The organism is Rhodococcus sp. NFXS4 (assembly GCF_058139645.1).
Genome location: NZ_CP192221.1, coordinates 1,939,106 through 1,959,556, shown reverse-complemented (window position 1 = coordinate 1,959,556; position 20,451 = coordinate 1,939,106). Strand labels below are relative to the sequence as shown.

18 protein-coding genes are annotated in these 20,451 nt (G+C 69.3%); 6 read left to right on the top strand and 12 right to left on the bottom strand.

Annotation, left to right across the window (positions count from 1 at the left end; translation table 11 throughout):
- Nucleotides 1-50 precede the first annotated feature (50 nt).
- The 12 genes from J4E04_RS09170 to uraD all read right to left on the bottom strand — a co-directional run bounded on the left by J4E04_RS09170 (nucleotide 51) and on the right by uraD (nucleotide 14,208).
- Nucleotides 51-2,537 (bottom strand): [protein-PII] uridylyltransferase, encoded by a 2,487-nt coding sequence (locus J4E04_RS09170; RefSeq protein ID WP_307097411.1) that lies wholly within the window; start codon nucleotides 2,535-2,537, stop codon nucleotides 51-53.
- 57 nt (nucleotides 2,538-2,594) lie between these two features.
- A complete protein-coding gene (locus J4E04_RS09165; RefSeq protein ID WP_027505009.1) occupies nucleotides 2,595-2,933 on the bottom strand; it encodes a P-II family nitrogen regulator in 339 nt (112 codons plus the stop codon).
- 3 nt (nucleotides 2,934-2,936) lie between these two features.
- On the bottom strand, nucleotides 2,937-4,298 hold the full coding sequence (locus J4E04_RS09160; protein WP_027505008.1) for an ammonium transporter: 1,362 nt from the start codon (nucleotides 4,296-4,298) through the stop codon (nucleotides 2,937-2,939).
- Nucleotides 4,299-4,520: 222 nt separating this feature from the next.
- Nucleotides 4,521-5,921 (bottom strand): signal recognition particle-docking protein FtsY, encoded by a 1,401-nt coding sequence (gene ftsY / locus J4E04_RS09155; protein ID WP_222637724.1) that lies wholly within the window; start codon nucleotides 5,919-5,921, stop codon nucleotides 4,521-4,523.
- Nucleotides 5,922-5,925: 4 nt separating this feature from the next.
- Nucleotides 5,926-9,549 carry a chromosome segregation protein SMC gene (gene smc, locus J4E04_RS09150; RefSeq protein WP_490150383.1) on the bottom strand — a complete coding sequence of 1,208 codons (3,624 nt, stop codon included), beginning with the start codon at nucleotides 9,547-9,549 and terminating at the stop codon, nucleotides 5,926-5,928.
- Between the two features lie 29 nt (nucleotides 9,550-9,578).
- On the bottom strand, nucleotides 9,579-9,863 hold the full coding sequence (locus J4E04_RS09145; protein WP_027505005.1) for an acylphosphatase: 285 nt from the start codon (nucleotides 9,861-9,863) through the stop codon (nucleotides 9,579-9,581).
- On the bottom strand, nucleotides 9,860-10,270 hold the full coding sequence (locus J4E04_RS09140) for an OsmC family protein (RefSeq protein WP_027505004.1): 411 nt from the start codon (nucleotides 10,268-10,270) through the stop codon (nucleotides 9,860-9,862). Before J4E04_RS09140 ends, J4E04_RS09145 begins: the two co-directional genes overlap by 4 nt.
- Before the next feature lie 13 nt (nucleotides 10,271-10,283).
- Complete coding sequence (locus J4E04_RS09135; protein ID WP_027505003.1) at nucleotides 10,284-11,048, bottom strand: IclR family transcriptional regulator; 765 nt, start codon at nucleotides 11,046-11,048, stop codon at nucleotides 10,284-10,286.
- Between the two features lie 36 nt (nucleotides 11,049-11,084).
- Complete coding sequence (locus J4E04_RS09130) at nucleotides 11,085-12,458, bottom strand: nucleobase:cation symporter-2 family protein (protein ID WP_307108740.1); 1,374 nt, start codon at nucleotides 12,456-12,458, stop codon at nucleotides 11,085-11,087.
- Between the two features lie 9 nt (nucleotides 12,459-12,467).
- Nucleotides 12,468-13,361: a factor-independent urate hydroxylase gene (gene pucL / locus J4E04_RS09125; protein WP_204867885.1), complete on the bottom strand. Its 894-nt coding sequence runs from the start codon at nucleotides 13,359-13,361 to the stop codon at nucleotides 12,468-12,470.
- Between the two features lie 2 nt (nucleotides 13,362-13,363).
- Nucleotides 13,364-13,702, bottom strand: a complete 339-nt coding sequence (gene uraH, locus J4E04_RS09120; protein ID WP_307092609.1) for a hydroxyisourate hydrolase — start codon at nucleotides 13,700-13,702, stop codon at nucleotides 13,364-13,366.
- Nucleotides 13,699-14,208, bottom strand: a complete 510-nt coding sequence (uraD, locus tag J4E04_RS09115; protein WP_490150382.1) for a 2-oxo-4-hydroxy-4-carboxy-5-ureidoimidazoline decarboxylase — start codon at nucleotides 14,206-14,208, stop codon at nucleotides 13,699-13,701. The genes uraH and uraD overlap by 4 nt, the downstream gene beginning before the upstream one ends.
- 158 nt (nucleotides 14,209-14,366) lie before the next feature.
- Between uraD and J4E04_RS09110 the strand changes: the two genes are divergently transcribed.
- From J4E04_RS09110 to alc, 6 genes are read left to right on the top strand one after another with little or no spacing between them, the layout of a single operon-like run.
- Nucleotides 14,367-14,774 (top strand): allophanate hydrolase-related protein, encoded by a 408-nt coding sequence (locus tag J4E04_RS09110; protein ID WP_222637729.1) that lies wholly within the window; start codon nucleotides 14,367-14,369, stop codon nucleotides 14,772-14,774.
- The gene (locus J4E04_RS09105; RefSeq protein WP_490150381.1) at nucleotides 14,771-15,583 is read left to right on the top strand and encodes a hydroxypyruvate isomerase family protein; all 813 of its coding nucleotides are present in this window, start codon (nucleotides 14,771-14,773) and stop codon (nucleotides 15,581-15,583) included. The genes J4E04_RS09110 and J4E04_RS09105 overlap by 4 nt, the downstream gene beginning before the upstream one ends.
- A gap of 9 nt (nucleotides 15,584-15,592) precedes the next feature.
- Entirely contained in the window at nucleotides 15,593-16,477 is an 885-nt protein-coding gene (locus J4E04_RS09100) for a 2-hydroxy-3-oxopropionate reductase (protein WP_490150380.1), read from the top strand.
- Nucleotides 16,474-18,273: a glyoxylate carboligase gene (gcl, locus tag J4E04_RS09095; protein ID WP_490150379.1), complete on the top strand. Its 1,800-nt coding sequence runs from the start codon at nucleotides 16,474-16,476 to the stop codon at nucleotides 18,271-18,273. The genes J4E04_RS09100 and gcl overlap by 4 nt, the downstream gene beginning before the upstream one ends.
- A 2-nt stretch (nucleotides 18,274-18,275) precedes the next feature.
- Nucleotides 18,276-19,397 (top strand): glycerate kinase, encoded by a 1,122-nt coding sequence (locus J4E04_RS09090; RefSeq protein WP_490150378.1) that lies wholly within the window; start codon nucleotides 18,276-18,278, stop codon nucleotides 19,395-19,397.
- Nucleotides 19,394-20,419: an allantoicase gene (alc, locus tag J4E04_RS09085; protein WP_490150377.1), complete on the top strand. Its 1,026-nt coding sequence runs from the start codon at nucleotides 19,394-19,396 to the stop codon at nucleotides 20,417-20,419. Before J4E04_RS09090 ends, alc begins: the two co-directional genes overlap by 4 nt.
- Nucleotides 20,420-20,451: the final 32 nt, after the last annotated feature.

The following is a 20,451-nucleotide window of genomic DNA, read 5'->3' as shown; positions in this document are numbered from 1 at the left end:
ACCAGACTAACGGTCGATCGACCCGGCGGTGGCCCGGCCCGACGCGTACCTCAGTCGTCCGACTCGGGCTCCTTCGGACGCAGGGCGGGGACGACGGCCAGCAGCGCGCGTTCGAGCTCCTCGCGCTGTGCCCGCGATCCGGCGCCGCCCTCCGACGCCCCGCTGGTGTCGACGCAGAACGCGTCCACCACCGAGGATCCGCGGGTGGTGACCTTGGCCCAGCGCACGTCGGCACCGTGCTTCTCGAAGACGGACGAGAGCCGGCACAGCAGCCCGAGCCGATCCTCGGCGCGGACCTCCACGATCACGGAGTCACCGTCCGGACCGTCGAACCACAGCACCCGCGGCGGCGCCTGCGCGTACAGCAGCACCTCCGACGAGTCGAGCGCTCCGAGATCGCCGTCCGACGCGGCGATCCGTGCCCCGGCCTCCTTGAGGTCGAGTTGCGCGAGCAGGTCGAGGTCCCCGTCGAGTGCCCGGATGAGCTCCTGGCGCAGCAGGCCGGGCTGGGGCGGCGCCCCGAAGGTGGGCGTGACGACGAAGCGGTTGATCGCGAACCCGTTCGCGCTGACCACGGACGCGGACAGCACCCGCAGCGCGGCCAGAGCGAGCACGCCCGACGCGTTGGACAGCAGGCCGAGCCTGTCCGGCGCGGTCACCGTCACCTCGAACGTGTGCGGACTGTCCGACGGCTGCAGATCGACGTCGACTCCGCCCTCGGCGGCGCGGGCCGCGAGCGCCGCGTCGATCGGATCGGGCGTCGGCAGTGATTCACCGGCCATGATCATGCGGCAGCGCCGCACGAGCTCACCGATGAGCGAGGACTTCCAGTCCCCCCAGACACCGGGTCCCGTCGCGAGCGAGTCCGCCTCGGCCAGCGCGTGCAGGAGTTCGAGCAGGATCGGATCGCCGTCCAGCGCGTCGACCACCCGCTGCACCGTCGCGGGATCGTCCAGGTCGCGTCGGGTCGCGGTGTCCGGCAGGAGCAGATGGTGGCGCACCATCGCCTCGAGCAGCCGGACGTCCGACGGCCACAGACCGAGCCGCTTGCCCACCTGCGTGGCCAGATCCGCGCCGACGATGCTGTGGTCTCCCCCGCGGCCCTTGCCGATGTCGTGCAGCAACGCCCCGAGGACCAGCAGGTCCGGCCTCGCGACCCGGGTGGTGAAACCACTCGCGTGAGCGGCGGTCTCGACGAGATGGCGATCCACCGTCCAGGTGTGCACGGCGTCGCGCGGCGGGAGGTCGCGCACCGCCCCCCACTCGGGAAGCAGACGCCCCCACAGGCCCGTCCGGTCCAGAGCCTCGATCGCGTCGATGGCGCGGCGGCCGGAGCCGAGGACCACCAGCAGGTCGTTCAGTGCCTCCTTCGGCCACGGCTCGCGCAGTTCCGGTGCACTGTCGGACAGCCGACCCAGGGTCGACGCGGACATCGGCATCCCGGTCACCGCGGAGGCCGCCGCGACACGCATGATCAGTCCCGGATCCTTGTTGGGGCGGGCGTCCCGCGCCAACACCACCTCGCCGGCGTGCTCGACGACCCCCTCGTCCAGGGGCCGACGCACAGGTACCCGGCGGAGACGCGAGAGTCCGCGTCGCGGTATGGCATTCCCGGCGGTACGCAGGCCCACGTCCGTCGAGTAGACGATGGTGCGCGCCGAATCACTGAGTACGCGTGCGAGATCGAACCGATCGCCGATTCGGAGCGCGGCGGCGATCTCGTCCGCGTCCTGCGCTCGCAGCTGATCACGGGCACGGCCCGCCACCCGGTGCAGCTCGGTACGGACGTCGAGGATCCGTCGGTGAGCGAAATCCAGTCCACCGCCCGGTGATTCGGGCCCGAGGCCCGGCATCGCGTCGGTGAGCTGCGCGATGGAGAGCGCGTCGAGCAGCTGCACGTCGCGCAGTCCGCCGCGTCCACTCTTGAGATCGGGCTCGGCCCGGTGGGCGATCTCGCCGCTACGCCCCCAGCGAGTGCGGGTCAGCGCGTGCAACTCGTCGAACCGATCGCGGATCCCGATGCGCCACTGACGCCGGATCCCGTCGATCAACATCGAACTGAGTTCGGCGTCGCCCACGATGTGTCGGGCGTCGAGCAGACCGAGGGCCGCGGTCATGTCGTGGGCGGCGACGTCCAGAGCCTGCGGAACCGTGCGGACACTGTGATCGAGCTTGATGTGCGCGTCCCACAGCGGGTACCAGAGTTGGTCGGCCACACCGCTGACGAGCGCGGGATCGAGATCGTCGTGCAACAGCACCAGGTCCAGGTCCGAGTACGGCAGCATCTCGCGGCGACCCAACCCGCCGACGGCGACGATGGCGAATCCGCTGTCCGGCTTGATACCCACCTCGGAACCCTTGGTGGTCAGCCAGAACTCGTGCAGATCGACGAGCGCCTGGCGCAGCGCCGTCGCGTCCAGTCGTCGATTCCGGCCCTGGCCCGCGAGCAGTTGCTCGCGCGCTCGGACGAGATCCGCCGCTGCTTCGGAACCTCCCACGGGGCTCACTCCTTCTGGTGTCGTGTCGCCGAGAAACAGATCGGCCGCGGATCCGCCCCGTCGAACGAGGCGGACCCGCGGCCGGACTGACGGGAACTACAGAGCGTCGGAGCCACGCTCGCCTGTGCGCACGCGCACGACGGCCTCCACGGGCGAGACCCAGACCTTGCCGTCACCGATCTTGCCGGTACGGGCTGCCTCGACGATCACCTCGACGACCTTGTCCACGGCCGCATCGTCCACGACGACCTCGACGCGCACCTTGGGAACGAAGTCCACGGAGTACTCGGCACCGCGGTAGACCTCGGTGTGGCCCTTCTGTCGGCCGTACCCCTGTACCTCGCTCACGGTCATACCGAGAACGCCTGCCTGCTCGAGAGCCGTCTTGACGTCCTCGAGAGTGAACGGCTTGACGATTGCAGTGATCAACTTCATGTCTCACGCCTCCTTGCTGGGAACGCGTCCCAGTGTTGACCCACCGAGTGCCGCAAAGTCGTAGGCGGTCTCGGCATGTTCCGATTCGTCGGCTCCCATGGATTCACCATCGTCGTCGATCCGGAGGCCCACGGTGTACTTGACGATGAGCGCGACGATGGTCGTACCCACCAGAGAGTAGAGCAGCACCGCACCGGCACCGACTGCCTGACGCCACAGCTGGTCGAATCCGCCGCCGTAGAACAGCCCCTCGACACCGGCCGGCGCCTCGGAGGTGGCGACCAGTCCGACGAGCAGCGTGCCCACCAGACCGCCGACGAGGTGGACGCCGACGACGTCGAGCGAGTCGTCGAAACCGAACTTGAACTTCAGGCCGACGGCCAGTGCGCAGAGCACACCGGCGACGACGCCGATGACGAGTGCACCGAGGATGTTGACCGAGGAGCAGGCCGGGGTGATGGCCACGAGTCCGGCGACGATGCCCGACGCACCACCGAGACTCGTCGCGTGCCCGTCACGGATGCGCTCCGTGAGGAGCCAGGCCAGCATGGCTGCGGCCGTGGCCGCGATGGTGGTGACGAAGGTGGCACCGGCGATGCCGTTGGAGCCGACGGCGGAACCGGCGTTGAAGCCGAACCAACCGAACCAGAGGAGGCCGGCACCCAGCATGACGAACGGCAGGTTGTGGGGGCGGAACGGAGTACCCGGCCATCCCTTGCGCTTGCCCAGGATGACGGCGAGCACCAGACCCGCGGCACCCGCGTTGATGTGGACGGCGGTACCGCCGGCGAAGTCGACCGCCGCGAGCTTGTTGGCGATCCAGCCACCGGTCGTGGTGGTGACCTCGTCGAAGGAGAAGACCCAGTGCGCGACCGGGAAGTAGACGAGGGTCGCCCACAGTCCGGCGAACAGCAGCCACGGTCCGAAGCGCATGCGGTCGGCGACCGCGCCGGAGATGAGCGCGACCGTCAGGATCGCGAACATGGCCTGGAAGGAGACGAACACGGTCGCGGGGATGGTGCCGACGAGCGGGATCGCGGCATCGGTGAGCACACCGGCCTCGTCCTCGGAGGCGAGGTACGTTCCGCCGATCAGGCCCTTGAGCCCGAAGTACTGGAACGGGTCACCGATCAGGTTGCCCTTGTCCTCGCCGAAGGTGACCGAGTAGCCATACAGCACCCAGAGAACGCCGACGACGCCCATCGCGCTGATGCTCATCATGATCATGTTCAGCACGCTCTTCGCGCGGACCATGCCGCCGTAGAAGAACGCAAGACCCGGAACCATGAGCAACACGAATGCCGCGCTTGTCAGCATCCATGCGGTGTCACCGGTGTCGGGCGCACCGATAGTGGGAAAATCCACCTTGAGCCTCCTCCTTCTTCCTCGCCCCAGCCGATGGCGGCTGACGACCTGAGGAGAAGGGTGCTCACTCGACGTTTCGGCGACGACACTGCGGTGTTTCGTCGGTGTGAACGCACAGCCGAATCATGTTGCGACCGTGTTGCGTCTCGGTCTTTTCACCCGATTCGGCCGCCGAGGACTCGATGAGAGTCGAATTCTCGGCGGCCCGAGCGGGGCTCGCGGTCAGCCCAGAAGAGCGTCGACGAACGCGCCGGGCTCGAACGGAGCGAGGTCGTCGGCGCCCTCACCGAGGCCCACGAGCTTCACCGGGACACCGAGTTCACGCTGCACCTGGAACACGATGCCGCCCTTGGCGGTGCCGTCCAGCTTGGTCAGCACGACGCCGGTGATGTCGACGACCTGAGCGAAGACCCGGGCCTGCGCGAGACCGTTCTGACCGATGGTCGCGTCGAGCACGAGCAGGACGTCGTCGACGGGCGCCTTCTTCTCGATGACGCGCTTGACCTTGCCCAGCTCGTCCATCAGTCCGGTCTTGGTGTGCAGTCGGCCCGCCGTGTCGATGAGCACGGCGTCGACTCCGTCGGCGATCCCGCGCGTCACGGCGTCGAACGCGACGGCGGCCGGATCCGCGCCCTCCTTGCCGCGCACCACCTCGGCACCCACGCGCTCGGCCCACGTCTGCAGCTGGTCGGCCGCCGCGGCGCGGAAGGTGTCGGCCGCGCCCAGCACGACCCGACGACCGTCCGCCACCAGGACGCGGGCGAGCTTGCCGGTCGTCGTGGTCTTGCCGGTGCCGTTGACGCCGACGACGAGCAGGACCGACGGCCGGTCACCGTGCGGCAGCGCACGGATCGAGCGGTCGAACGACGGGGTGAGCTGCTCGATCAGCACCTCGCGCAGCAGGGCGCGGGCCTCGGGCTCCGTCCGCACGTTGCGCACGGCCATCTGTTCACGCAGCGTCGCGACGATCTCGGCGGTCGCCGCACTCCCCAGGTCGGCGACGAGGAGGGTGTCCTCGACCTCCTCCCACGAGTCCTCGTCGAGGTCGCCGCCACCGAGCAGTCCGAGCAACGACCGGCCCACGGCGTTCTGCGATCGCGACAGTCGACCGCGCAGCTTGGTCAGGCGGCCCGACGTCGGCTCGATCTCGTCGAGCACCGGAGCGGAGCTCGCCGGTTCTGCCGGCGTCTCCTCCTCCACCGGAGGGACGACCACGGGCGGGGTCTCGACAGTCGGTGCCTCCGTGGCCGGAGCGGGCTCGTCGAGCACCGGGTCGGGCAGCGAGATGTCGGTGATGCCCCGCTTGGGTGCGTCGCGAGGAACCGACGCGTCGTCACCGACCCGCGGCTGATCGTCGGTGTCGGTGCGCTCGAGGGTGGGTTCGGGGATCGGCTTCCGGGGCGCCGGCTCGGGCGGAGCCGCCGTGCCCTGCGAGAAGTCGAATCCGGTCCCGGCCTTGTAGCCACCCGATCGGTCGACCTCGCGGACCTGCTCGGTGGTGTCCGGACGGGCCAGGGAGATGCGGCGACGACGCTGCAACACCAACCCGACGACGAGAACGACGACGAGCAGTGCGAGGACGGCCGCCACGACGATCCACAGTTCGGTAGTCACGTCGACCATCCTGTCAGGACGGTGGCTCGGGAGTCGCCACCTCCCCCGCGGGCTCGAGGACGGCACGCTTGGGCAACCGCTGCGAGATCACCGTCGTGATGCCGTCGCCGCGCATGCTCACGCCGTAAAGCGCGTCGGCCACCTCCATGGTGGGTTTCTGGTGCGTGATGACGATGAGCTGCGACTTCTCCCGCAGCTGCTCGAACAGGCCGATGAGGCGACGGAGGTTCGTGTCGTCCAGCGCCGCCTCGACCTCGTCCATGACGTAGAACGGGGACGGCCGGGCCCGGAAGATGGCGACGAGCATCGCGACCGCGGTGAGCGACTTCTCGCCGCCGGACAGCAGCGACAGCCTCTTGACCTTCTTGCCCGGCGGACGGGCCTCGACCTCGATGCCGGTGGTGAGCATGTCCGAGGGGTCGGTCAGTACCAGTCGGCCCTCACCGCCCGGGAAGAGCTTGGCGAAGACGCCGACGAACTCGCGCTCGACGTCGGCGTAGGCCTCGGTGAACACCTGCAGGATGCGGGCGTCGACGTCCGCGACCACGCCCAACAGATCCTTGCGCGCCGACTTCACGTCCTCGAGCTGGGTGGACAGGAAGTTGTAGCGCTCCTCCAGGGCGGCGAACTCCTCGAGCGCCAGCGGGTTGACCTTGCCCAGCGTCGCGAGGTCCTTCTCCGCACGCTTGACCCGGCGCTCCTGCTCCGCGCGGTCGAACGGCATCGGGGCCGGGGCCACCACCTGCTCGCCGCGTTCCTTGGCCTGCTCGTACTCCGCCATCTCGAGGTCGGTCGGCGGCAGCGTGACGTCGGGTCCGTACTCGGCGATCAGGTCGTCGGGCGCGATGGAGAACTGCTCCACCACGTTCTGTTCGAGCTGCTCGATGCGGAGCACCGCCTGCGCCTTGGCCACCTCGTCGCGGTGCACCGCGTCGGTCAACTGCGTGGCGCGCGCGGCGAGGGCGCGAACCTGTTCCCGCGTCCGGTCCAGCTCGGCAGCTCGGTCGGAACGACGGCGAGCCAGTTCGTCGCGGCGCACGGCAGCGTCCGCCACGACGCGCTCCAGCCGTCCGGCGACACGAGTCCCGGCCTCGGCGACCGCGGCGGCCACCGCAGCGGACTGCACGCGGCGTGCCCGTGCCCGCTCGGCCCGCGCACGGCCTTCTCGTTCCATCCGTGCCTGCCGACGGAGCTGGTCGGCCTTGCCGCGGACCGAGTCGGCGCGCTCCTCGGCGGTGCGTAGGGACAATCTGGCCTCGACCTCCACGGAGCGCACCTCGGTGACCGCTGCGGCAGCGTCCTCGCGGGCCCGCGCCCACTCCTCCGCCTCACCGTCCCCGTCGGCGTCGCCGCCCTGGTCGTCCTCGGCCCGGCGTACGCGCTCCTCCAGTTCGGCGAGCGCGGTCACCGCCTCGTCCCGCTGATGCTCGGCCCGTTCGCGCTGGGACTGCAGCCGGGTCGACTCGGCATGCGCGACACGGGCGACCTGGCCCAGTCGGCCGAGTTGCTCGTACACCGCGGACATCGCGGCGTCGGACTCCGTGAGCGCGGCCAACGCCTGATCGGCGGCCTCCCGGCGGTCCGCCTGTTCGGCGAGCGCCCCGGACAGCGCCGCGGCGAGTTCCTCGGTCCGACGCTCCGTCGTCGCCAGTTCGGTCACCGACTCGTCGATGGCCGCCTGCACCTCGAGCGTGCTGGGTCGGCGGTCCGACCCACCGGTGATCCACCCGCGCCCCACCAGGTCGCCGCCGCGTGTCACGACGCGCACGTCGGCGCTGTCCTCGACCAGGGCGGTGGCCTCCTCCAGCGTGTCGACGACGCTGGTGCCCGCCAACAACGAGGCGAGCGCGCCGCGCGCCGACTCGGACGCCTCGATCACCGACAGGATCGAGGTGCCGGAGCCGATCGTCCGCTCCTCGGACGCCGCGCACGTGGGGTAGACGATCGCCGCGCGGCCGGCGTCCTCGCTCTTGAGCGCCGACACCGCCTCGCGGGCGTTCTCGACCGACGAGACCACCACGGCGTCGGCCGCGGCTCCCAGCGCCACGGCCACAGCCACCTCGTACCCCGGCCGCACGGTGAGGTGATCGCCCAACCTGCCGACGACGCCGTGCTGTTGCTTCTCCCCCAGCCACGCACCGCCGTCGCCGCGTTCCAGGTTCATCGTGAGAGCGTCGATCCGGGCGCGCAGCGATGCCACTCGCTGGCTCGACTCCCGTTCTCCCGTCTGCAGTTCCGCGACGCGGGCGTCGGCGATGGCCAGTGCCTCGACAGCATTCTCGTGCTGCGAGTCCAGTCCCGCCTCACCGGCGTCGAGTTCGCCGACCTTCTCCTGGACGATGTCGAACTCGGCCTGTGCGGCGTCGCCGCGGTGCCTCGCGTCCTCGATCGCGGTCGCGAGACGGGCCACCTCCGTGTCGTACGACTCGGCCCGAGCGCGCAGCCCGTCCACCTGACCGGAGAGCCGCGCGAGGCCCTCCCTGCGGTCGGCGACGGCGCGCACGGCAGCGGCGTGGGCGCGCTCCGCGTCCGCCGCGGCCGCTTCCCGTTCCGCGAGCTGCTCCCTCGCGGCATCGAGGGTGGCGCGCGCGAACTCCACCGCCTCGGTCAGCTGCAGCTCCTCCTCGGCGACCCGGTCCGCACGCTGCTCGAGCTCGTCCGGGTCGGGACCGCGGCGGTCCTCCGGCTCGTCACCGAGGTGACGTGCCCGCTCGGTCGCGATGCGCACGGTGGCGCCGACACGCTCGGCGAGAGCGGACAGCTGGAACCACGTCTGCGCCGCCGCCTCCGCGCTCGGGGTGAGTCGCGCGAGGTCCTGCTCGCCCTCGGCCAGCACCGCCTCGCCCTCGGCCAACGCGTCCTGGACAGCGGCGTACTCCTCGCGAGCCTTCGTCTCGTCGTGCGACTGTTCCGCCAGTTCGGTCCGGCGTGTCACCAGATCGTCGGCGGCGATGCGCAGGCGCGCGTCGCGGAGGTCCGCCTGCACGGTCTGCGCGCGCCGGGCCACCTCGGCCTGTCGGCCCAGGGGCTTGAGCTGCCGACGCAGTTCGGTGGTGAGGTCCGTCAGACGCGCGAGGTTGGCCTGCATGGAGTCGAGCTTGCGGACGGCCTTCTCTTTGCGCTTGCGGTGCTTGAGGACGCCGGCGGCCTCCTCGATGAAGGCGCGACGGTCCTCCGGCCGCGACTCGAGAATGGCGGCGAGTCGACCCTGACCGACGATGACGTGCATCTCACGGCCGATACCCGAGTCGCTGAGCAGTTCCTGGACGTCCATCAGTCGGCACGAGCTGCCGTTGATCTCGTACTCGCCGGCACCGTCGCGGAACATGCGGCGGGTGATCGAGACCTCGGAGTAGTCGATCGGCAGCGCGCCGTCGCTGTTGTCGATGGTCAGCGTCACCTCGGCCCGGCCCAGCGGGGCGCGGCCGGACGTGCCGGCGAAGATGACGTCCTCCATCTTGCCGCCGCGCAGCGCCTTCGCGCCCTGCTCCCCCATGACCCAGGTCAGGGCGTCGACGACATTCGACTTGCCCGATCCGTTGGGCCCCACGACGCAGGTGATGCCGGGCTCGAAACGCAGAGTCGTCGCCGAGGCGAAGGACTTGAAGCCCTTCAGCGTCAGACTCTTGAGGTGCATGGCGGTTCAGACTACCCAGCCCTGCTCTCTCAGCGTTCGACGAACCCGTCGAGTCCGCCGCGAGCGGATTCCCAGTTGTCCACCACGGTGGTCACCGAGCCCGGGGTGTCACCCGATCGCAGAGCGGCGAGCAGCGCCTCGAGATCAGCTCGATCTCCCTCGGCGACCACGTGCACCCGGCCGTCGGACGTGTTGGTCGCTGATCCGACGAGCCCGAGTTCCAACGCGCGCGACCGCGTCCACCAGCGGAAACCGACGCCCTGGACACTGCCGTGGACCCACGCGCTCAGCCGTTCGAGGTCGACTGCCGTCACTCCTCGACCTCGATACGGAGGTCCACCTCGGTGCCCGCCTTCAACGTGCGCCCCACCGTGCACACCTTGTCGACGGCCTTGGTGACGACGGTGAGCAACCGTTCCCTGGCCTCCGGATCGAGGGCGCTGAGGTCGACCGTCAGCACCTCCTCGAGCCGCGGGTAGCGCTCCTCGTCACGATCGGCGACGCCCGACACCCGGACGGTCGCGTCGTAGTCGTCACCGAGCCGGCGGGCGAGGGGACGGTCGGAGCTCATGCCCGTGCACGCCGCGAGAGCGATCTTGAGCAGCTCACCGGGAGTGAAGACACCCTCGACGTCCTCGGACCCGATGAGCACTTCGGCACCGCGCGAACTCTTGCCGGTGTAACGACGTGTCCCGGTGCGATCGACCCACAGTTCAGCCATGGACCGAGTCTAGTCAGCGGCGACCGAGACCGTCCGCGGCCAGGTCCTTCGCCAGTCGTTCGGCGGCCGAGACGAGCAGTGGCACATAGTCGTTCGCGGTGTCGGGGGTGACGCGGGCGGACGGGCCCGCGATCGAGATCGCGGTGAGTGTCGGGGCGCCGATCACCGGAACCGCGAAGCACCGCACCCCCACCTCCTGCTCCCCCTCGTCCACGGAGTAGCCGCGCTCGCGGATCACGGCGAGATCTGCGAGGAGCGCCGCGGGTGTGGTGTGGGTGTTCACCGTCTTCGGCGCCATCCCCGTCCGGGCGAGCAGTGCGAGCACCTCCTCGTCGGGCAGCTGCGCGAGCAACGCCTTTCCCACCCCGGTGCTGTGCGGGAACACGCGCTGACCCACCTCGTTGAACATGCGCATCGCATGCTCGGACGGCACCTGCGCGACGTACACGGCCATGTCGTCCTCGAGGAACGCCATGTTGGACGTCTCGTGCGTGATCGACACGAGCTCCGCCAGATAGGGACGAGCCCACGAGCCGATGAGCTTGGCGGATCGCTCACCGAGGGCGATGAGCCGTGTCCCCAGGGCGTACCGGCGCGACGGGAGTCGGCGTGCGTATCCCAGCGCCACCAGGGTCTTGAGCAGACGATGGATGGTCGGCATCGGCAGCTCGGCCGCCTCGGCCAGCTCGCTGACACCGACCGACCCGCCCGCACCGGCCATGATCTCGAGAAGGTCGAACGCGCGCTCGACCGACTGCACGCCGCCACTGGACTCCATGCCGCCGAGCCTATTCCACCAGGCGGAAGAAACGGCTCATTCCCTTCGCTCGACCACGATGGGTGGTGCCGCTGCGACCACCGACGGCGACGACCGTCGACCGGCAGTGATCTCGTTGAAGAAGATGTTGAGGATCACCGCGACGATGCTCGCCGCGCTGATTCCCGAGTCGAACACCACGTGCACCCACTCCGGGAACGCCGACCAGAATCCGGGCACGGCGATGGGAAGCACGCCGAATCCGATGGCCACGGCCACGATCACGAGATTCAGGTTGCCGTCGAAGTCGACCTTCGACAGGGTGCGAATGCCGCTCGCCGCCACCGAACCGAACAACACGATGCCGGCGCCGCCCAGCACGGGCAGTGGTACCGCGGCGACGAGACGTCCGAGGACGGGAAACAACCCGAGCACCAGCAGGACCGATCCACCGGCGGCGACCACGAACCTGCTCTTGATGCCCGTCACCGCCACGAGGCCGACGTTCTGTGCGAAGGCACTCGCGGGGAACGTTCCGAAGATCGGGGCAACGGTGGTGGCGAGCATGTCGGCCCGGAGACCGTCCCCGACGCGGCGGGAATCGACGTCGGTGCCGACGATCTCGCCCACCGCGAGGATGTCGGCCGTCGTCTCGGTCATGATCACCAGGATGACCACGACCATCGAGATGATCGCCCCGATCTGGAAGACGGGCGTCCCGAAGGCGAACGGCTCCGGGACACTGAAGATCGCGCCCGTGCCCACGTCACCGAAGTCGGCCTCGCCGACGAGCGACGCGACGATCGTGCCGACGACGATGCCGATCAGGATGGACAGGCGCGACACTGTGCCCTGCGCGAACCGGCTGACGACGAGGACGACGAGGAGACTGACACCGGCCAACCCGATGTTCGAGGTCGACCCCCAGTCCGGCGCGGACTCCGTCCCACCCATGGCCCACCGACAGGCCACGGGCAGCAACGAGATCCCGATGACCGTGATGATGGTGCCGGTGACCACCGGTGGGAAGAAGCGGACGATCCTGCTGAAGAACGGTGTGACGAGGATGCCGATGGCACCGGCGGCGATGATGGCGCCGAACACCGCGTTCAGCCCACCGGGCCCACTCGCGACGGCCACCATCGTGGACACGGAGGCGAACGAGATGCCCTGCACCAGAGGTAGCTTGGCGCCCACGAACGGCAACCCGAGTGTCTGCAAAAGAGTCGCCGCGCCGCTGACGAACAGGGCCGCCGACACCAGGATCGCGATGTCGGTACCGGACAGACCGGCGGCGCCGCCGACGATGAGCGGAGGCGCGATGACCCCGCCGTACATCGTCAGGATGTGTTGCAGGCCGTAGACGTAGGTCTTGCCGAGACTCAGCCGCTCGTCCTCCGGGCGGGCGGGATCGTGCGCTGCGCGTGTCATCGCCGTCTCCTAGCAGAATCCGGGAACGGTGTCCCACGCCCGGCCGGCGTCGGGGGCGTCGTCACGTTCGACGGTGGCCTCGATGAGCCCGTAGGGCCGGTCCGCGGCGTAGAACACCTCGCCGGGGTTGTCGAGCCCGAACGGTTCCAGGTCGACGAGGAAGTGGTGTTTGTTGGGCATCGAGAATCTGATCTCACCGATCTCGGGATGCGCCTCCAGAACTTTCGTCCCCATCTGGAACAGGCTCTGCTGCAACCCCAGTGAATGCACCGTCGCGAAGGTCTCGAGCATGATGGAGCGGACGTCGGTGAACGTCTTGTCGAAATCGAGCTCGGTGGTGAGGTACCGCCACCGTGCACTCACCGAGGTGGCGAGGATGCGATCCGTCGTCTCCTGCAGAGTGGTGTATCTGTCGGTGGGGAAGCCCCAGAACTCCGAGCCCGTCGACTTGAGCACCACCAGATCGCTGAGGCCCGAGACGATCCAGGTGTCGTCGCCGTCCACGGTCACGATGGTGGTGCGCTTCTCGTCGCCGGCACGGACGAAGGAGTGATCGTGCCCTTCCGGTCCCGTCGGGATGCGGTCCCACGAGTACTGCTCTATCTCCCAGCGGCCGCCGGTGATCCAGTCGAAATCGGTGGTGAAGTGCCGCCCGAGACGCAGCGCGAACTCCTCGATGGCACCGATCCCGTGGCGTGCGAACGCGTACACGGTGTTCTTCTGTGTGTCGGTCGCGACGACATGACCGTTGTCGCCGTCGGTGTGCGCCGCGGACAGATCTCCTCGCAACTGCGACGTGACCGAGATGTCGGTGATGCGGTGGCGCGGGGTCTCCCTGTCGATGCGCACGAGGCGGCATTCGGCCTTGCCGTACTGGTTGGCTCCGAGAACGATCGTGCTCATGTCTAGCTCCCTCGATAGGTCGTGTACGCGAACGGGCTGAGAAGAATCGGTACGTGGTAGTGCTCGTCGGCGGAACGGATGTCGACGGCGATGTCGATCCGTGGATAGAAGGTCGGACGGCCCCCGCGCGCGAAGTAGGACGCGGTGTCGAAGGTCAGCCGGTAGACGCCCGGTTCGAGGCGGGCGGGACCGAGATCGGTGATGCGCCCCTGCGCGTCCGTCACGCGCGAGGCCAGGGTCACGCCGTCGCGTTCACGCACCAGTACGACCGACACGCCCTGTGCGGGAACCCCATCGGCTGCATCGAGTACGTGCGTCGTGACGTGAGCGGGCTCGGTCACAGGACACCCGGTCCCAGGAGCCGCACAGCGGCGATCTGACGCAGAGCGTCCTCGATTTCGCAGAGTTCGGTCGACTCGTCGTGACCCAGTCGCCGATCGAGCTCGGCGAGCACGTCGGAGGCACTCCGGCCGGCCGCTCTGACGAGGAACACCCGACCGAATCGCGATTCGTACTCCTCGTTGCCGGCGGCGAGCCGAGCGACGACCCGCGCATCGGAGCTGTCCACGCCGGACTGCTCCGAGCGTGCGAACGCGGCGCCGGCGTCGTCACCGACGGGCCGGTCCCCGATGCGCGGATGGTGCCGGACCGCACCGTCGATCTCGGCGGGCGTGAACGGGGCGGCCACCGACATCACCGCGGTGTGCAGCGATCTCTCGTCCGCGAAGGGCGTCAGCGCGAGCAGCGCCCGGCCCCACCGGGGGATGTCGAGGCAGTGACGGAGGTGCTCTTCTCCGCCGTCATTCGCGCGGCTCTTGGATTCCGTATCGCGAAACAGCAATTCCATAGAACGAAGAGTGACAGCGGTCACACGCGCTGTCAACCCTCGATCTGCAGCGCCTCGCACGGCACGGCCGAGGGGGTTGACATCCCTACTGTGACCCGTGACACTCGACGCATCCGCGGAATACTTATTCCACATTACGGATTCTGGAGGTCCATTCGATGGCTCGACTCTTCTGCAACGGCGACGCTATGCGTGGTGGCGTTCTGCACCACAACGTCGCCGCCCACACCTTCCTCGGCACCGTGCGCACCACACCCGACTACCGCTTCTACTCGGTACGGGACGAGTTCCCGGCCCTGGTTCTCGCCCCGGACGGCGGCGCCGCCATCGAGGGTGAGCTGTACGACGTCCCGATGAATGACATCCGCGCTCGGTTCCTGCCCGACGAGCCCCCCGAGCTCGAACTGACGGTCGTGCAGCTCGAGAACGGAGATTCCGTTCTCGCCGTGGGTCTTCGGCCCGGCATACTGCTCGACGACCACACGGGCCTGACGGACATCACCGCCGCCGGCAGCTGGCGGCGGTACCGCGGGCTCACCGCCCCGTCGTCCGGCGACGTCTCGTGAGCGGCCGCGAGACGTGGACGTACGCGGTCAACTGCTCGATCCTGTTGACCGAGGTGCCCCTCCTCGAGCGCCCTCGGCTCGCTCGGGATCTCGGCTTCGACGCCGTCGAGTTCTGGTGGCCCTTCGCCTCTCCCGTGCCCGCCGACCGCGAGGTGGACGCCTTCGTCACCGCGGTCGAGGATGCCGGGGTCCGACTGACCGGGCTGAACTTCGCCGCGGGCGACATGCCGGCCGGCGATCGGGGAATCCTGTCAGACCCGGCACAGATCGCGGCGTTCCGCGACAACATCGACGTCACGGTCGGAATCGGTGAGCGACTCGGTACCCGAGCGTTCAACGCGCTCTATGGCAATCGGCTCGAGGGGGTCGATCCCGTCGAACAGGACCGCGTCGCCACCGACAACCTGGTGGCCGCCGGCACCGCCGTCGCCCGACTCGGTGGAGTCGTCCTGATCGAGCCGGTGAGCGGAGCTCCCGCCTACCCGCTGACGACGGCCGCGGACGCGGTCGCCGTGATCGACCGGGTCGCCGCCCGCGGCGTCGACTCGCTCCGACTGCTCGCCGACCTGTACCACCTCGACGTCAACGGTGACGACGTCGCCGCGGTCATCGACACCCGGGCCGCCCTGATCGGACACGTCCAAATTGCTGACTCGCCCGGTCGCGGTTCACCCGGCAGCGGCGCCCTCGATCTGGACGCGCACCTCGCGCGCCTCGCCGAGAACGGCTACCGCGGTGTCATCGGACTCGAATACAAGGCCGCTCGGGACACCGCCTTCGACTGGCTCACCCACTCGCACTCCACGTAAGGATCCGCCATGAGCACCATCGCATTCATCGGACTCGGCATCATGGGCAGCCCCATGGCCGTCCACCTCGCACATGCCGGCCATCAGGTGGTCGGGTACAACCTCACACCCGACCGCACCGCACCACTGGTCGAGGCCGGCGGCACCGCGGCCGAGTCGATCGCCAAGGCGGTGACCGGCGCGGACGTCATCGCGGTCATGGTGCCCGACTCCCCCGACGTCCAGGACGTCCTCACCGGCGAGGGCGGGGTGTTCGACAACGCACCTGCAGACGCCCTGATCATCGACTTCTCCAGCATCCGACCGGACGTCACCAGCGCGCTGGCGCAGGAGGCCCGGTCACGAGGGTTCCGCATCATCGACGCGCCGGTGTCGGGCGGTCAGGCCGGCGCCGAGAACCGGGCCCTGTCGATCATGGTGGGCGGCAGCGCCGAGGACGTCGAGTCGGCCAGGCCCATTCTCGAGGTGGTGGGCTCGACCGTCGTCCACGTCGGACCCAACGGCTCCGGGCAGACCGTCAAGGCCGCCAACCAATTGATCGTGGCCGGCAACATCCAGGTGCTCGCGGAGGCGATCGTCTTCCTCGAGGCCTACGGCGTCGACATGCGCGCCGCCGTCGAGGTTCTGGGGGGCGGCCTCGCCGGATCGGCAGTCCTGAAGCAGAAGGCACAGAAGATGCTCGACCGATCGTTCGAGCCCGGGTTCCGGATCGACCTGCACCACAAGGACCTCGGCATCGTCGGCTCCGCGGCACGCGAGGCGGGTGTCGTCACGCCGATGGGCGCCCTGCTCGCTCAAATGATGGCGTCGGCACGCGCTAACGGCGATGGCGGACTCGACCACTCGGCCCTGTTCCGCGGCGTCGAGCAGCTGTCCGGGAAGGCGAGCCGATGACCCGCATGCGCGCGGCCGACGCCGCGGTCAAGATTCTCGAACTCGAAGGCGCCACCACGGCGTTCGGTCTGCCCGGCGCCGCGATCAACCCCTTCTACTCGGCCATGCGGGCGCACGGCGGCATCCGGCACGTCCTGGCCCGCCACGTCGAGGGCGCGTCCCACATGGCGGAGGGATTCACCCGAGCGAAGGCCGGCAACATCGGCATCTGTATCGGCACCTCCGGGCCCGCCGGCACCGACATGATCACCGGTCTCTACTCCGCGATGGCGGATTCCGTTCCCGTACTGGCCATCACGGGCCAGGCACCGGTGGCCCGACTGCACAAGGAAGACTTTCAGGCCGTCGACATCGCGTCGATCGCCGCACCGGTGACGAAGATGGCCATGACGGTCCTCGAGCCCGCGCAGGTGCCCGGCGCTTTCGCGCAGGCGTTCCACCTGATGCGGTCCGGGCGCCCCGGTCCCGTCCTGATCGACCTGCCCATCGACGTGCAGATGGCCGAGATCGAGTTCGACCCCGACACGTATCAGTCACTGCCGGTGCACAAGCCGCATGCCTCGCGGGCGCAGGCCGAGAGGGCGATCGACATGCTGCTCGCCGCCGATCGACCGTTGATCGTCGCCGGCGGCGGCATAGTCAATGCCGACGCGTCGGACCTGCTGGTCGAGTTGGCCGAGATCCTGAACGTCCCCGTGATCCCCACGCTGATGGGCTGGGGCACCATTCCCGACGATCACCGGCTCGCCGCGGGGATGGTCGGGCTGCAGACCTCGCACCGTTACGGCAACGCGACGCTGCTCGCCTCGGACTTCGTCATCGGCATCGGGAACCGGTGGGCCAACCGACACACCGGTGGCCTGGACACCTACCGCGGGACGCGGACGTTCGTCCACGTCGACATCGAGCCGACTCAGATCGGACGGGTGTTCGCCCCCGACTACGGCATCATCTCGGACGCTGCGGCAGCACTGGAACAGTTCGTCGCCGTCGCACGGGACCGGCGCGCGGCCGGTGCGCTCCGCGACCTCACGGGCTGGGTGGAGGAGTGCGCGACGCGGAAGCGGACCATGCAGCGTCGCACGCACTTCGACGACGTCCCGATCAAGCCGCAGCGCGTGTACGAGGAGATGAACCGTGTCTTCGGCCGGGACACCCGCTACGTCACGACGATCGGGCTGTCGCAGATCGCGGGCGGACAGTTCCTGCACGTCTATGAGCCGCGCAACTGGATCAACTGTGGCCAGGCCGGTCCACTGGGGTGGACGATCCCCGCCGCGCTCGGTGTGGTCGCGGCGGACCCGAGCACACCGGTCGTGGGTCTCTCCGGCGACTACGACTTCCAGTTCATGATCGAGGAGTTGGCCGTCGGCGCGCAGTTCAACCTGCCCTACGTGCACGTGCTGGTGAACAATTCGTACCTCGGTCTGATCCGACAGGCCCAGCGTGCCTTCGACATGGACTTCTGTGTGCAGCTCGGGTTCGACAACATCAACCACCGAGATCCTGTCGACGGTGAACCGGGCATCCCCAAGGGCTACGGCGTCGATCACGTTGCCGTCGCGGAGGGGTTGGGCTGCAAGGCGTTGCGCGTCACCGACCCGGATGCGATCGCGGACGCACTCGTCTCGGCCCGCACCCTGGCGGCCGAGCACAAGGTTCCCGTCGTCGTCGAGATCGTGCTCGAGCGCGTCACGAACATCGCGATGGGCACCGAGCTGGACAATGTCGGCGAGTTCGAGGATCTCGCGCGATCGTCCGCCGATGCACCCACGGCACTGCTGATGTTGGACTGAGGATGCCGCGCGTTCTCCTCTCGCCCGACAAGTTCAAGGGGTCGGCGACGGCGATCGAGGTCGCCGATACTCTGGCCGAGGGCATCGCGACCACCGCACCGTCGTGGGACGTCGTGCGACTGCCGGTGGCGGACGGCGGCGACGGCACGGTCGACGCCGCCGTCGCCGCCGGGTGGGACCGCGTGCCCGTGTCCACGACCGGTCCGACGGGCATGCCTGTCGACTCCTCGTACGCGCGGCGGGGAGCCACCGCGGTCGTCGAACTCGCCTCCACGGTGGGATTGTCCCTACTACCGGGCGGAACCCCGAATGCTCTGGCGGCGAGCACGTTCGGACTCGGAACCGTCATCTCCCACGCGCTTGCCGCCGGAGTGCGGACCGTGGTCATCGGGCTGGGCGGCAGCGCCTCCACCGACGGCGGCGCCGGCATGCTCCGCGGACTGGGTGTGCGCATCCTCGACGCCCGTGGCCGTGAGATCACCGGCGGCGGTGCGGCGTTGCGCGAGGCGGCGACGTTGGATCTCGACGCGATGACGTCCGCGGTGGCCGGCGTCTCCTTCCAGCTCGCGTGCGACGTCGACAATCCATTGCTCGGCCCGGCGGGCGCCACCGCCGTGTACGCACCACAGAAGGGCGCCGGCCCGGACGCAGTGCGTGTCCTCGAGCAGGCGATGACGCGATGGGCGGAGGTCGCGGGCGCTGCCCACGCCGATCGGCCCGGTGCGGGCGCAGCCGGCGGAACTGCCTTCGGCGCGATGGCAGTGCTGGGGGCGACGGTGCGGTCCGGGATCGATACCGTGCTCGACCTGGTCGACTTCCGTCGCCGGCTGGCGTCGGCAGACCTCGTGGTCACCGGTGAGGGATCGCTGGACGAGCAGAGCCTGCACGGCAAAGTCCCGGTCGGCGTCGCCCACGTCGCCCGCGACGAGGGCATCCCGGTGATCGCCGTCGCCGGCCGAATCACGCTCGCACCCGATCGCCTACTCGACCACGGCATCGTCCGCTCCTACTCGCTCGCCGATCTCGAACCCGATCTCGCCGCGTCGATGCGCCACGCTCCGACGCTGCTCCGGCGGATCGGCGCGACCATCGCCACCTCGTACCTCACCGAAGGAGTTTCATGACCACCGCTGCGTTCACCGCCCATGTCGACCTCGCCTCCCGCGCCCTGGGAGGAAGCGTCAGCGCGGCGAACGACGAACTGTTCGCCCAGCGGGAGAACCTGATCCGGCCGGAACCCCCGTTCTTCGACCCCCACGACTTCGGGCACAAGGGCAAGGTCTACGACGGATGGGAGACCCGCCGCCGCCGCGAAGATGGACACGACTGGGCGATCGTCCGGCTCGGTGCCGTCGGCATCGTGCACAGCGTCGTCGTCGACACGGCGCACTTCCTCGGCAACTACCCGCCGTTCGTGTCCGTCGACGGGGCCTGCGTCGAGGGCCACCCGTCGAGCGAGGAGCTGGAGAAGGCCGACTGGCACACCCTCGTCGAGAGATCGCCGGCACTCGGCGGCACCGCGAACGCCTACGTCGTCGACGATAGCCACCGGTGGACACATGTGCGCCTCAACATCTTTCCCGACGGGGGCGTGGCCCGACTCCGGGTGCACGGCGAGGTGGTCCCGGACCCGAGGTTCCTGACGGGGACGGTCGACCTGCTCGCCGCGGAGAACGGCGCCGTCCTGACGGAGTGCTCCGACGCGTTCTACTCTTCGCCGGCCAACATCATCATGCCGGGCCGCGCCCGCAACATGGGTGAGGGCTGGGAGAACGCGCGACGACGACACGGAGGCAACGACTTCGCGGTGTTCGCACTGGCGGCCGCGGGTGTTCCCCGCCACCTCGAAGTGGACACGAGCTACTACGTCGGCAACGCGCCCGGGTGGGTCCGGATCACCACCGTGGACGCGCGCACCGCCGACGTCCACGACGAGGGCGCGTGGCACGAACTGCTACCGCGGACGGCCGTGGCTCCGGACACCCGGCACCGGTTCGCCCTGGATGCCTCGCCTGCCGCGACGCACCTGCGTCTGGACGTCTACCCGGACGGCGGACTGTCGCGGCTGCGGCTGTTCGGTGAGCTCGACGACGCCTCGGCCACCGCGGCCCGCGAACGCTGGTCGTCCTCGCGTCCCACCGAGTAGCGCTGGCTTGTGTGCAGTGATCCGCGGATACC

Coding starts and splice junctions, on each gene's coding strand:
- J4E04_RS09165 (WP_027505009.1), bottom strand. CDS start 2,933: ATGAAGTTGATCACTGCAATCGTCAAGCCGTTCACTCTCGAGGACGTC.
- ftsY (WP_222637724.1), bottom strand. CDS start 5,921: ATGGTCGACGTGACTACCGAACTGTGGATCGTCGTGGCGGCCGTCCTC.
- smc (WP_490150383.1), bottom strand. CDS start 9,549: ATGCACCTCAAGAGTCTGACGCTGAAGGGCTTCAAGTCCTTCGCCTCG.
- J4E04_RS09140 (WP_027505004.1), bottom strand. CDS start 10,270: ATGGCTGAACTGTGGGTCGATCGCACCGGGACACGTCGTTACACCGGC.
- J4E04_RS09135 (WP_027505003.1), bottom strand. CDS start 11,048: ATGGAGTCCAGTGGCGGCGTGCAGTCGGTCGAGCGCGCGTTCGACCTT.
- J4E04_RS09130 (WP_307108740.1), bottom strand. CDS start 12,458: ATGACACGCGCAGCGCACGATCCCGCCCGCCCGGAGGACGAGCGGCTG.
- pucL (WP_204867885.1), bottom strand. CDS start 13,361: ATGAGCACGATCGTTCTCGGAGCCAACCAGTACGGCAAGGCCGAATGC.
- uraD (WP_490150382.1), bottom strand. CDS start 14,208: ATGGAATTGCTGTTTCGCGATACGGAATCCAAGAGCCGCGCGAATGAC.
- J4E04_RS09110 (WP_222637729.1), top strand. CDS start 14,367: ATGGCTCGACTCTTCTGCAACGGCGACGCTATGCGTGGTGGCGTTCTG.
- J4E04_RS09100 (WP_490150380.1), top strand. CDS start 15,593: ATGAGCACCATCGCATTCATCGGACTCGGCATCATGGGCAGCCCCATG.
- gcl (WP_490150379.1), top strand. CDS start 16,474: ATGACCCGCATGCGCGCGGCCGACGCCGCGGTCAAGATTCTCGAACTC.
- J4E04_RS09090 (WP_490150378.1), top strand. CDS start 18,276: ATGCCGCGCGTTCTCCTCTCGCCCGACAAGTTCAAGGGGTCGGCGACG.
- alc (WP_490150377.1), top strand. CDS start 19,394: ATGACCACCGCTGCGTTCACCGCCCATGTCGACCTCGCCTCCCGCGCC.